Here is a 13,416-nt window from a genome sequence, read left to right as displayed (position 1 = left end):
CACATTCGTGAAGGTTTTTCTTTTTGCCAAAAGAAAAAACCGGTATTCACCGGTTAAAAGTTTCTCGCTTCAATGTCCATCACCATGTTTACTCTACGTTCATGGCGGCCACCTTCAAATTCAGTATTCATGAATTCATCTACAAGCATCTTCGCTGTTTCGATTCCAATGACTCTTGAACCAAACGCAATGATATTTGCGTTATTATGTAATCTTGAATATCTAGCACTATATGGTTCAGAGCAGATACATGCACGAATACCTTTAACTTTATTACATGCAATACCGATTCCAACACCAGTTCCACAGATGGCGATACCACGTTCTACCTCACCATTTACAACAGCCATTGATACCTTTTCACCCCAGATAGGATAATCTGTGCTTTCAGATAAATCTGTACCATAGTTAATAACCTCATGACCTTGTGATTCAAGATATGCAACAAGTTCCTTCTTCATCTCTACGGATGCGTGATCATTTGCAATACCGATTCTCATGCGGCTACCTCTTTTTTCAAATCTGAATGATTCTGTCTATTCCATAACAAGAATGCTCCTGCTAAGAATACAAAGATAGAAATAAACTGTGATGTAGAGAAAATCCAAATCTGTCCACGGATTAAATCACCACGTAAGAACTCAACTAAGAATCTACCTAATCCATAAAGAACTAAGTACCATGCTGCTGTATCTTCAGGATGCTTGCCCTTCAATAAGTTTCTCAATAAGAATGCGAAGATTAAGAAGTTGCCAGCAGAAGAAATTAACTCTGTAGGAACAACCTTGATACCAGCACCAGGTCCAAGAGACTCTGCTGGGAATTCTACACCATACCAAGCTGTTGTTTGAATACCATAACAGCATCCTGCAAAGAAACAACCGATACGTCCAAAGCCTTGTCCAAGTGAAACTGCAGGCATTAATACATTTGCATACTTCATGAAGTCCCACTTCTTCCACTTACAGTAGATCCACGCCGCAATAATACCAGCGATGATACCACCATAAACTACAAATCCTTCATTACTCAAAATTACGACAGGATTCTTAACAAATGTATCCCATACCGTCGCAATATAGAGTAACTTCGCTCCAATAAATCCAAAGATGATGATAAAGAAAATCATTCCATCAATCTTTTCATATTCTAGTCCTTGCTTTTTTGCTAGACGTTCTGATAACCAGAATGCGAACAAAATACCAACTGCAATCATGAATCCATATCCATGTACAGTTACAGGACCAATTTTAAACCAATCATTAAACATTAAAAACTTCCTCCATGTATCTATTTTAAGTGATTGTATTGAAAATGAGAAGTCAGGCTATTCCGACTTCCCTTCTTCACTATTCTCTTTTTCAGTTTCTACTATTCTTTCTTCTTCAACTTCTGCATCAATAATCTTTCCATTTACTTCAAAGCTCTTTAAGAACTTATGGAATTTATCTGCGATAAATAAGACTACGAAGATATCAGAAACTCCACAGTAAACTAAACTTACTCCAATTACAACAAACAAGATTTTTTGTAGTTCTGCTCCAGTCAAAACAAACATAACAACAAAACCAAGTACGATAGAAACAGCTGCTAATACAATGTACGTTGCGTATTGGGATGAACCTATTCGTTTCGCAACGACTGCATTCTGTAACTTATCAAAACCATCCGCAACGATAACAAGTCCAAGTAGGATTGGAATGATATCTAGCAAGATTTGTTGTTTAAAGATAATAATAAGACCAGCAAATATTGCCATGATTCCGATTGAGAATTCATTACGACGCAAACTCTCTTTTACATTGATAACAAAGTATGTTGTAAGAGAAACAATACCATATACAACTAATGCAATACCTAATACATAAGCAATCAGATCTCTACTACTTTCTGGATAAACGATTAGTAATAAACCTGCAAGAATATATCCAATTCCAACTAATATAGATCTCCATTTAATTTGTTTTAACATAGTAACCCCTTTTCCATAGAACTATAGTATCACCAAAATCACAAAAGAAATAATAGGAAACACATCTTACTAAAAAATTCTTTATATTTTTCAGTATTTGAACTTATATTTTCTTTGTCAGAATCAATCCATCGTCCTTAACAAAAATAGGATTATTTTCTACCAAAGGATTTTCATTTGTGACGATTGTATACTCACAAATATCATCACCGTTTGAACATGTTTTTGATCGTATTAGATATAGTTGTAATGCCTGTATCATCTGATGATCCATATTACAAAAATGTGGCAAGATCTCCATCATTTCATGTTCCTCACAATAGTCTTTAATCGGACATCCTCTTAGTACAAAGTGAATACCATCATCGATATCATGTTGTACTTCCATTCCCCAAGTATTGTTCCAATCATTATGAAGATGTGGTTCTAGTTTTTTCTGATATTTATCTAACGATTTAATGATAAGATTCCGCACAAATTTTCTTTCTATCAAAAACTTACCTGGAATTTTTCGAAGTGTATTCAAACCATCTTCCATAACATCATGAATTACAGTATTGATTTCTTCCGTTGTTAGGTTTCTTCCTACCACATCATATAGAGCAATTATCCACGCTACTTCATAGAGATTGTGACTCATTGAATTTGCTTCACCGCCAATATCTGGTGCTTCATCCAAGATTTGATTATATCGTTCTTCTACCTTTTGCCAATAAGGTTCTACCTTATCTATACCATATCTTTTTGCAAGTAAATTTTGACATGCACGTTTCATTCTCTTTTGGTATTTTCTTGTAATTGTTGCCTTTTCTTTCTGACTTAGCATTCTTATCACTATTCCTTTCGGTTATACTTACAGTCAAAAACACACATAACAACTTCATTATTAGCTCAAAATTTAATCTAACTTCAGTTTTAGATTAGCACAGTTCACTATAACTAACAATGTGATTCACAATATTCAAATTTTTTCCACATAGTCATAATAAAAACGACTCTAAGGTCGTTTTTATCTTTTAGTGGAGCTGAGGAGAGTCGAACTCCTGTCCAAGAATAGTCCCACATTTGCGCATCTACAGTTTATCTCACTGTAAAGTAAGACAATAACCACGACAGTGAGCGAACAAGTTATTGAATTTACCTGTAAATTGTCGGGTTCCCCCTACAGGCATTGGGTTCACCGTATCCATTTATTTACGCAATCAATACAGAATGGCTAAAGCATTGATTGGGTTGCTGCAACGCATCAAGCGTTCTTAGGCAGCAAAAGCGAAACTATTTGTTCTATTTGCGTTTAAATTTATTTAGTGATTAGGTCACCACTCCACTGCCGCACAAATCAAACATAAACCTGTCGAAACCATGACAGCCCCATTCGTTATTTGTAACGCAATTGGAATATATCACGCTACAAGTTTCATTGCAAGTACCTTGCTAAAAATGAAACTATAGGTTTAAAAACAAAATCCCAAAAAAGGGATTTTATTTTTAATTAATGTAATTTTAACGCTTTCTCCATTGCACGTTTTGCATCACGTAATTTCTCTGTTTCACGTTTGTCATACAGATCTTTACCCTTTGCTAATGCAATTTCGAGTTTAGCTCTTCCATCCTTCAAGTACATGCGTACAGGAATTAGCGTATAACCTTTTAACTTTACTTTTTGATGTAAACGGAAGATCTCTAACTTATGTAATAGTAGCTTTCGATCACGTGTTTCATCAACGTTAAAGATATTTCCATACTTGTAAGGAGAGATATGCATTCCCTTAATCCAAGCTTCACCACGATAAATTGAGATATAGGAATCTTGGAATTGAATCTTTCCCTGTCTAACTGATTTTATTTCTGTACCTGTCAACACAATACCACACTCGAACTTCTCCTCAAGGAAGTAGTCGTGTGAGGCACGTCTATTTAGGGCTACTGTTTTTTCATGCGTCTTTTCTGCCATGCGTCATCTTCCTTCCGGTTGATTTTCCTTTCAAGAAAGGCTTCTTATCGCCTTGTTTTGCATGTCCTGGTTTTGAACCATCAAATTTACCACGTTTAGAAGATGAGAATGATTTATTATCCTTCTTATCTCCAAATTTTTTATCAACAAACTTCTTATTACCGAATTTCTTATCACCGAACTTCTTATCATCTCTTGGCTTACGTGATGATGTTGAACGATGGTCGTTTGAAAAACGATTACGTCCCGAAGTAAATTTAGAAGGTTTTTTTGCAATTGCAAAATCAACAGTACCTGCATCTTTATTCGCATCAACAACTGTTACCTTTATAGGCATACCAATACGATATGTCTTCTTACGTCTTTGACCCACAAGTTCAAAGCGATCTTTATTAAACTCATAATAGTCATCATCCAAGTCTGCAACACGAATCATGCCTTCCACAGTATTCTCTAGTTTTACATACATTCCAAAACTTGTAATACTTGAAATAATACCAGGGTATGTCTTACCAATTCTTTCATGCATGTATTCAGCAATCTTCATATCTTCACATGCATATTCTGCATCTTGACTGTTTCTTTCACGAATGCTTGCATGTTCAGCTTGTTCTTTGCATTTTTCTAAATCAATTGCACGCTGCTCTAAGTTGTCATTTGCTTGGAAACAATACTTACGTAACATACGATGCACAATCAAGTCTGGATAACGACGAATTGGAGATGTAAAGTGTAGATACTCATCTTCTGCTAGACCAAAATGTCCAATACAAGAAGCGTCATATCTTGCCTTCTGCATGCATCTTAGTAGCATCATACTTAATACTGGATATTCAGGAATATCGTGTACTGATGCTAAGTATCTCTGTAATTCATTTGGATAAATTGCTGTTTTACCTAATACTAGTTTATGTCCCATTCCTTCAGAGATACGAACAAATTCTTTCATCTTCTTTGCGGTTGGAGACTCATGTATACGATAGATAGATGGTACATCTAACCACTTCATATAGTTGGCCACGGACACATTAGCCGCAATCATACAGTCTTCAATGATTCTTTCCGCATGACCACTCATGCGTGCATGTACATCAATTGGATGACCACTCTCATCAACTTCCACAACTGTCTCTGTGCCATCAAAGTCAATAGCACCCTTCGCTGTACGATTCGCACGAATTGCGTCAGCACAATCTCTTAAATCGAAGAATAGATCTCCTAAATGCTTATATTCCTCCTGAAGTTTTTTATCACCATCAAGAATTTTGTTTACATTTGCATATGTCATACGCTCTGTAGAACGGATAACACTTGGATAGATAGAGTATTCAGAAATCTTACCATTAAAATCAACATTCATTTGGCATGTGATTGTCAATCTTTCTACATATGGATTTAGGGAACAAATACCATTACTCAATTCGTGCGGCAACATTGGCACAACTCTATCAGTTACGTATGTTGAACAACCACGCGCAAGAGCTTCTTTGTCTAAAGCACTATTCTCTGTTACATAATGTGATACATCCGCAATAGATACCTTTAATACCCAACCGTTTTCAACAGGAGTTACACCCACAGCATCGTCAAAGTCTTTCGAATCATCACCATCAATTGTAACGATTGTTTCATTTGTTAAATCAACGCGGTCTTTCTTATCACTATCTTGAATTTCCTGGGGAATTGTTTTAACTTCTTCCATAACAGCTTCAGGGAATTGTGGATCAATATCGTGATCCAAAAGAATCGCAAGAATATCTACTCCTGGATCATCCTTATATCCAATAACACGTTCAACGTATACAACAATGGCAGTACCATACTTCTGTATACGACAAAGAACCTTCATCCCCTCGACAGGCAGAAAATCTTGATCATATTTCACTGTAATTAATTTATCCTGTAACTTTTCATCATCAGGAATAAACTTTAGTCTCTTTCCTCGTGGTAAGAAGGTACCAATCATGAAATCCTTTGCACGCGAAATAACTCTTAAAACTTCACCATACGTTTCCCAAGGTTTGCAGCGGACAAGAACAGTATCTCCATCCAATGCAGTATTTTGATCTGTAGGATCAATCTTAATTGATTCCCTATCCTCACGGTCTACAAAACCTAGTCCTGAACGGTTGATAGAAATTCTACCCGTCACTACACCAGCCTGTTTTTGTGTTAAATATTGGTTATCATCTGCTCTAAATAATAGTAATTCACGTTCTAATTCAGATAATGCTTGGCTTACTTTTACGAAATCTGATGAAGAAGTCATTCCAAGCGCACTTAAAATATCGTCCACTCTACGATTCTTCTTTGGATGATTTTCAATATATTCTAATAGCTTCTCTTTTAAATTTTCCATAATTCTTCTTTCTGTTACAGCTTATTGAAGCTGTATCTGTTCTTAATCTTCTGTAAATAAGCAATATCTGATAACAACCAATGTCTCTTCGTAAGAAAAAACCGGCTTTCACCGGTTACTTAATCACTCTTATCGCGATAACTAAAGCAAAAAATGCAATTCCAAGTACCAACGTTAGATTAGAAATGACCTTCTCAGATCCTCTTTCCTTTGTGTTGGCAAATAGATTTAAACCGCCATTTCCAGTAAATGCACTAGAAATACCGTCAGATTTTCCACCCTGTAATAGTGATAAAATAATCAGCAAAGCCGATACAACCATTAATATAGCGTTAAGCATCTAAAAAGCTCCTTTCGCTTGCCACAGTATTATAACATCGCTTTATATTGATGTCCAATACCACTTTACTTCTTCTCAGGATCCTCTTCTTCTGATTTAGAAGTTTCTTCATTTACAACACCCTCATCCTTAGCAGGCTGTTCTTCTACTACAGTTTTCTCTTCCTGGATAGTTACTTCAGGCTGTAATTCTTCTTTATCAACTGAGTGCTCGTCTTTAACAGACTGCTCTTCCACTGTAACAGTTTCTGCTTCCTTTATAGACTCTTCAGGTTTTGTAGTTTCTTCTTGCTTTACAGGCTGTGGTTCTACTACTTTCTTTGCATCACGGCGTTTAATATAGACAACACCAAGTGTAATAATCGCAACTAAATATAATAGATATCCTATACCAACACCCTGACGAAACGCAAAGATTGGATTCCAAATGATAAATGAAATTAGCGCTATAAGGATAGATTTCTCTAATTTCTGTTCATCTTTTACAAGTACACCACGAATCACAAATACACCAAGAGCTATGATCGCTGATGCAACGAATGGTCTTGTACCGAATGCAGGTACTTCAATACGACCATTACTCATAAATCTCAAGAATGGTGAAATAATTAATGCAATACTCGCTCCTGTTACAACCTTATCTGCTTTATATGCAGCCTGTAACTTTGCAATTAAACTACCTTCAAAACATGGTGTCGTATCAAATTCATCCTTTTTGAAAAATCTTAAATATACAAATATTAGTAAGATAACCAAACTAATATCCGCTAGAATTCGAATAACATTGACTGTGCCTAATAAATAAGAATATCCAGATCTAGGGATTGAGAAATTAACAATTCCAAATGATAACCATGAATAAAGATTCTCTACCACACCAGTACCAAAATCTACAAGAGCTTCTGTCTTTTGTAAATTTTCAATTTGCTTTACGAGATTTCCAATTAAACTAAATAGCCATAACAAGTTAACAATTCTAAGTGTAATGAATACTTTTTCATTTTTCTTTAATGTAAACACTATTTCAATGACTGATGAAATCAAAAATAGTGTTGCCATACTAGCCATTGCGTATAGATTTAATTTTCCGAAGCTTGGCAATACTGCAATCTTAAAGAATGAAGCTATAATGATTGCCAACTGGCTGCATAATAATGCAAGGAATACTTTATTAATCAGAGTTTTCTCTTTTGTTAAATTACGAATGAAGTTTTCCATATTATCTCCCTTTTATATTTATAAAACCACTATAAAGCCAGGAATGATTCACCTTATCTTTACAGTGGTTTTATTATACATCATTGTTGATTGTAAGAAAATTAATACATTATAAATTATTTAGATATATATCACTCACAAATACATGCATGCATATTAGAATTGCGGGAAGAAAATTCGTAGCAACCTTGTAAAATCAGGTAAATCACTCTTTCCATCTCTAATGTTCAAGGCCAGTTGAACACTATCTGTGATAATACCATCTACATCTGACACCATAAAGCGTATGATTGATCCAAAGGAATTTGCAGTCCATACGTCCACTTTCTTTCCTGCTTCATGTAGGTTATCAATCCTTTTTGACGTTGCTAATTCTTCTTCCAACCCAACCGCATCCACTTCCATTGTCTCTATTTCTCCATAGGCAATAAAGCATAGATACTCTGTTTCTACATCAGGATAGGTACTCTCAACTTGTGTAATCAAGTTTGCATTCAAACTGATAATACGTACTTGATTAACCATATCTCTTTCTACAAGCATTTGATAGACATCATTTGCCATCTGCATACCTGCACTCTTTCCCTTTAATTCAATGTAGAGTTTAATTTCATCTTTTGCAGTATTTAGTATCTCTTCTAAGGTTGCGATTCTCACCTGATGCCCATCAGGAGCTGTAATTCTGAGTTTTTTTATCTCCTCTAGCGTGAGCTCCTGTATTGTACGCGGATCATTACATAAGCGTTTTAGCGTATTATCATGGAAGATAACATAATGACCATCTGCAGTTCTTTGAACATCTATTTCGGATGCAGAGGCACCAGCCTCTATTACAGCACGAATTGACTCTACTGTGTTTTCTGTCGATAAATCTCCGCCACCGCGATGTGCAATTACTTCTGTTGCATATTCCTTTGGGAATAAGTCATCAAAAATCCTTGCACCAACATAACCTAATACAAGTGATACCAAGATACTTATCGTTATAACAAAGCGGAAACTCTTTTGGAAAAGAACTGGAGTTGTAAACTTTTCTTCTTGATAACCCGCAAGTGTACATTCATCATAGACACGAGTGATACACATTGCTTGTGCCTGAATAAATATCATTGTAAATAAGAAGATAAAAATCAGACCCATAATCACTACCATAATAATCAGATAGTGGTACCAGAATTTCGCTTGCATAAACCAATGTGATACATAGTACGGTATAACAATAATACTTACTACCCCTACCACAAGTATCAATAAGAACATTCCAAAGAATTTTAAGTACGACAAAACAATTCTCTTCCAATTCTTGAAAAATAAACTTCGGGATTCATGCATGGATGTAGCTAGTGAATAGTTATCAAAAAGAACTCCATGGAAAGTAAATACATGAATAATGCCAACAAAGTCTAAAAGTAATACTAAAATAACATATGCAAGCATATATACGTGGTTTGATCGTATGACAGAATAAATAAACTGTGGTACTGCATGTTTTGTTAGACGCAAGCCTATCATTGCGGTATTTAGTGGAATAATCACCGCAAAGTACATTCCAACTAAACAACCTCTAAAGTTAATGAACTTTCGAGATATGCGAACTGCAGTAGAAATGATTTCCTTCATCTTTTTCTTTTGATTGTATAGAATATTACGGCTTAATAAAATCAGTATGATAATATCAAGTGCCATATATATCGTAAATAATATTGTTAAAGCAATTAAAACAACCCAACCATACCAACTACGTAGCAATGATGGAAGTTCCCCACTACTGACAGAGTATATACCCGTTAGGTTCATGATAGAGCCAAGGATGCCTTCCGCAAAAGAAACCATCATAAAAAGAATGATTTTTGCAGGAATCTGATAATATAAGATTTCTGGTAACCCATGCCAATAATAGCGTAATGAAAATACTCTATCTTGTGCCGGTAACTTCTTGGTTGTTTTCATACATATTATTTAACCACATAATTACACCATTCGCACATGGATTATCCATCATAAAAGGAAGTATCCGTAGATACTTCCTAATTTAAATCATTTAGTTCTTATTGTTCACAAGCTAAATCAAAGAGTACGTTTGCGTAAATTGCACAAGCAAGAATCATTGTTTCAATTTCAAATCCTTCATCTGCTTCATGTTCAGCACCTACCCATGACGCATATTCACGTGTTGGGAAGATAGGGCCAAATGCCGCAAAGTTGTCAAAACTACGAGCATATGTACCACCACCGATACGTAGAGGAGGTGTATAAGTATCACCACTAAATGCACGATAGTGCTTCAAGCAAGTTTGAATCAGTTCACTGTTAGGATCATTCAATAACCACTTAGAATCATCTACTAATTCTGTATCAATATGTAATACTTCCTTGATAATATCTGCACTTCTCTTTAGTAAATCACTACCTTCGCACTCATTTGGATAACGATAGTCTAATGCAAAATACACCTGACCATCTTCAATATTTGCCTTACCCATATTGAAAGTTAAAGGCCCCATATATGCACCATCATACGCAACCTTTAATCCAACACCATATGGATCCTTAAATAACTTCACAGCATTTAAGCTGAATTCATCGTTATAGCAACTACCAACAAATTCAAACATCTTCACAGCCGCATTTACGCCCATATAAGGACGAGACGCATGGAATGGCTTACCATCGATATGATAATGTGTTCCAGCTTCATCTCCATAGCATTCACCAGTTAACTCATTGGCAAGTAAGAACTTTTCAAAGTATTCTTTTGCAAGCGGCTTATCAACGATTACATCAGCCTTACTGATAACTACATTAAATGCAGTACCAGACTTCATATACTTGATACAAGAGTCAATCTTGCCTTGTGCAGTAAAGTCTAAAATACCCTTTTCTGCATAGATACATGGGAAGTCTGCATCTGGTACGATACCCATAATTGGATTCTTACGTACTTTTTTATAGTAAAGAATTCCTGCAGATGTGTTCTCTTCATCTGTACCCAATATCATTTGAATATTATGTTTTAACTTATAGCCCTTGTCTTTTAATATCTTCATTGCGTAATATGCCGCAATTGCAGGACCCTTATCATCACAAGTACCTCTACCCATGATATAGCCATCTTTGATTTCTCCACCAAGTGGATCAAATGTCCAGCCGTCACCGATAGGCACAACATCTAAATGTCCAAGTACACCAACAGATTCTTCTAAATCACCATACTGAATCACACCAGCATAACCATCTACATTCTCAACTTTAAAACCATCGCGTTTACCAATCTCTAATGCTTTGTCTAAGCACTTTGCGATGTTTGGTCCAAAAGGTGCTTCTTTTGTTGCAGCAGCATCATCACGTACGGATTCAATCTTTACAAGCTGTCGTAAATCTTCAATCATATTATCTTGATACGCACGTGCTTCATCAATAAATTTCATCATTGAAATCCTCCTACTCTAATAGTATCATTCAATTCTTTTTTAAAGGGAATCCACATGATAAATTATTTGTATTTTTTTTGGAATTTGACACGAATCATTTGGCCTGTCTTGACAAGTACTTGCATGTAAGATTACTATTTTCTATATTTTTAGGAGGTCTGCAACATGAAGCAACAGCGAATGAATCTTCTCTTACGTATATTATTTATTGTTTTAATCATTGCGATATCTGGTGCAGCAATTCTTCAAATCTTCGCACCAGAATATATGGGTAGTCATGCGGCATATGGTATCTCAACAGGATGGCAAAGAGAAATTGGTTTTTGGAATATAGCAGTCCTTGTAATATTAATTACTACATATCGTCATTACAATTGGATCTATTTACAATCCATCCTACTCGCTTTGATTCTTGGTGGTATAGGTATTGGCACAAACCATTTTATCCATTATTTACAAATGCATGAAACCGTTAATCTAGTAGGAGCAATCGAAAATTATCTACTCGTGATTGGTTGGATCATTGGATGGAGTATTGAAAAGAATAAACAACACAAATAATATATAAAGACACTTGGGGTACCTGCAAAAATAAAAACCTCTCATATTATTATCTTTTTGTTAAAAAAGAAATGAACTAGAGAGGATTACTATGAATTTATACCAATACTAAATTCATAGTCTATACAAAATCTATATTTATGAAAAAAGTTCACATTGAAGTGAACTTTTTCAAATCATTCTTATTTTGAAGAAAGAGCCTTAACGTTGTAGAAAGCCTGTCTTCCACGGTATTCTGCAACTTCACCTAATTCTTCTTCGATTCTCATCAACTGGTTGTACTTAGCGATACGGTCTGTACGGCTCATAGAACCTGTCTTGATCTGGCCAGCGTTTGTAGCAACTACTAAGTCAGCGATTGTTGAATCTTCAGATTCACCTGAACGGTGAGATACAACTGCTGTGTACTTAGCTTCCTTAGCCATTTCGATAGAATCTAATGTTTCTGTTAATGTACCAATCTGGTTAACCTTGATTAATACAGCATTAGCTGCCTTTAATTCAATACCCTTCTTGATATATGTTGTGTTTGTAACGAAGAGGTCATCGCCAACAAGCTGAACCTTTTCGCCTAAACGTTCTGTTAACTTAACCCAACCATCCCAGTCGTTTTCAGCTAAGCCGTCTTCGATTGAGATTAATGGATACTTCTCTACCCATGAAGCTAACATGTCAATCATCTGTTCAGATGTCTTATCACCTTCACCAGAACGTGTTAATTCATAAACACCCTTTTCAGCGTTATAGAATTCAGAAGCAGCTAAGTCCATAGCGAAGCAGATTTCTTCACCTAACTTGTAGCCAGCCTTCTCAACAGCTTCAACCATTAAAGCTAATGGTCCTTCGTTACCTAATGTCTCTAATGGACCGTTATTTCCAGGTACGCATGATGGAGCGTATCCACCTTCGTCACCTACAGCTGTATTGTACTTGTAGGACTTTAATACCTTCTTTAAGTTATGGAATACTTCAGAACCCATACGAACTGCTTCGTGTAAGTTCTTAGCGCCTACAGGCATAATCATGTATTCTTGGCAGTCTGCAGAAGAATCAGCATGCTTACCACCATTTAATACGTTCATCATTGGGATTGGTAATACCTTAGCGTTTGCACCACCAATATACTTGTATAATGGTAAGCCACAAGCATCAGCAGCAGCACGAGCAGCAGCTAATGAAACAGCTAATGTAGCATTTGCACCAAGGTTGCTCTTGAATGGTGTTCCATCAAGATCAAGCATTGTCTTATCAATTAAGTTCTGGTCAAATACATTTAAACCGATAACTTTTGGAGCAATCTTTTCATTTACGTTAGCAACAGCCTTTAATGTACCTGTTCCTAAGAAACGGCTCTTGTCACCGTCACGAAGTTCTAAAGCTTCACGTTCACCTGTAGAAGCACCTGATGGAACGATAGCACGTCCCCAAGCACCTGACTCAGTTGTAACTTCACATTCTACTGTTGGATTTCCACGGGAGTCTAAGACTTCGCGTGCATGCACTTCAGCAATTGGATCAATAAAATTAGGCATCTAAATTTTCCTCCTATGATAACCTAAAACATATTCTCTCAGCTAAGCTG

General features: G+C 35.9%; 12 protein-coding genes and 1 other RNA gene. 1 reads left to right on the top strand and 12 read right to left on the bottom strand.

Going from position 1 to position 13,416, the window contains the following annotated elements:
* Positions 1–53: 53 nt before the first annotated feature.
* The 11 genes from rpiB to RYK16_RS04940 all read right to left on the bottom strand — a co-directional run bounded on the left by rpiB (position 54) and on the right by RYK16_RS04940 (position 11,273).
* Positions 54–500: a ribose 5-phosphate isomerase B gene (gene rpiB / locus RYK16_RS04990; protein WP_294022519.1), complete on the bottom strand. Its 447-nt coding sequence runs from the start codon at positions 498–500 to the stop codon at positions 54–56.
* Positions 497–1,270, bottom strand: a complete 774-nt coding sequence (locus RYK16_RS04985; protein ID WP_314851192.1) for a prolipoprotein diacylglyceryl transferase — start codon at positions 1,268–1,270, stop codon at positions 497–499. Before RYK16_RS04985 ends, rpiB begins: the two co-directional genes overlap by 4 nt.
* Before the next feature lie 57 nt (positions 1,271–1,327).
* A complete protein-coding gene (locus tag RYK16_RS04980; RefSeq protein ID WP_314851191.1) occupies positions 1,328–1,972 on the bottom strand; it encodes a DUF308 domain-containing protein in 645 nt (214 codons plus the stop codon).
* A gap of 103 nt (positions 1,973–2,075) precedes the next feature.
* Positions 2,076–2,798 (bottom strand): L-2-amino-thiazoline-4-carboxylic acid hydrolase, encoded by a 723-nt coding sequence (locus RYK16_RS04975; RefSeq protein ID WP_314851190.1) that lies wholly within the window; start codon positions 2,796–2,798, stop codon positions 2,076–2,078.
* Between the two features lie 191 nt (positions 2,799–2,989).
* Positions 2,990–3,345, bottom strand: a transfer-messenger RNA (tmRNA) gene (ssrA, locus tag RYK16_RS04970).
* 119 nt (positions 3,346–3,464) lie between these two features.
* Positions 3,465–3,926, bottom strand: coding sequence for an SsrA-binding protein SmpB (gene smpB / locus RYK16_RS04965; protein WP_294205592.1), 462 nt, complete (start codon positions 3,924–3,926; stop codon positions 3,465–3,467).
* The gene (gene rnr / locus RYK16_RS04960; protein WP_314851188.1) at positions 3,907–6,285 is read right to left on the bottom strand and encodes a ribonuclease R; all 2,379 of its coding nucleotides are present in this window, start codon (positions 6,283–6,285) and stop codon (positions 3,907–3,909) included. Before rnr ends, smpB begins: the two co-directional genes overlap by 20 nt.
* Before the next feature lie 115 nt (positions 6,286–6,400).
* The gene (gene secG / locus RYK16_RS04955) at positions 6,401–6,625 is read right to left on the bottom strand and encodes a preprotein translocase subunit SecG (protein WP_006525712.1); all 225 of its coding nucleotides are present in this window, start codon (positions 6,623–6,625) and stop codon (positions 6,401–6,403) included.
* Between the two features lie 65 nt (positions 6,626–6,690).
* Positions 6,691–7,842, bottom strand: coding sequence for a hypothetical protein (locus RYK16_RS04950; RefSeq protein ID WP_314851186.1), 1,152 nt, complete (start codon positions 7,840–7,842; stop codon positions 6,691–6,693).
* 156 nt (positions 7,843–7,998) lie between these two features.
* Positions 7,999–9,792 (bottom strand): glycerophosphodiester phosphodiesterase family protein, encoded by a 1,794-nt coding sequence (locus tag RYK16_RS04945; RefSeq protein WP_314851184.1) that lies wholly within the window; start codon positions 9,790–9,792, stop codon positions 7,999–8,001.
* Between the two features lie 98 nt (positions 9,793–9,890).
* Positions 9,891–11,273, bottom strand: a complete 1,383-nt coding sequence (locus tag RYK16_RS04940) for a Sapep family Mn(2+)-dependent dipeptidase (RefSeq protein ID WP_314851182.1) — start codon at positions 11,271–11,273, stop codon at positions 9,891–9,893.
* 165 nt (positions 11,274–11,438) lie between these two features.
* On the opposite strand from RYK16_RS04940, the gene RYK16_RS04935 reads away from it, so the two are divergent.
* Positions 11,439–11,834, top strand: coding sequence for a hypothetical protein (locus tag RYK16_RS04935; RefSeq protein ID WP_314851180.1), 396 nt, complete (start codon positions 11,439–11,441; stop codon positions 11,832–11,834).
* A 182-nt stretch (positions 11,835–12,016) separates the two neighbouring features.
* On the opposite strand, the gene eno is transcribed toward RYK16_RS04935, so the two are convergent.
* Positions 12,017–13,366 (bottom strand): phosphopyruvate hydratase, encoded by a 1,350-nt coding sequence (eno, locus tag RYK16_RS04930; RefSeq protein WP_366756396.1) that lies wholly within the window; start codon positions 13,364–13,366, stop codon positions 12,017–12,019.
* Positions 13,367–13,416 lie beyond the last annotated feature (50 nt).

It is taken from the genome of uncultured Solobacterium sp., assembly GCF_963550625.1.
In the GTDB taxonomy this organism is placed as follows: Bacteria; Bacillota_I; Bacilli_A; order Erysipelotrichales; family Erysipelotrichaceae; genus Bulleidia.
Note: the sequence above shows the minus strand (reverse complement) of the source record. Positions and strands in the feature narration are given on the sequence as shown.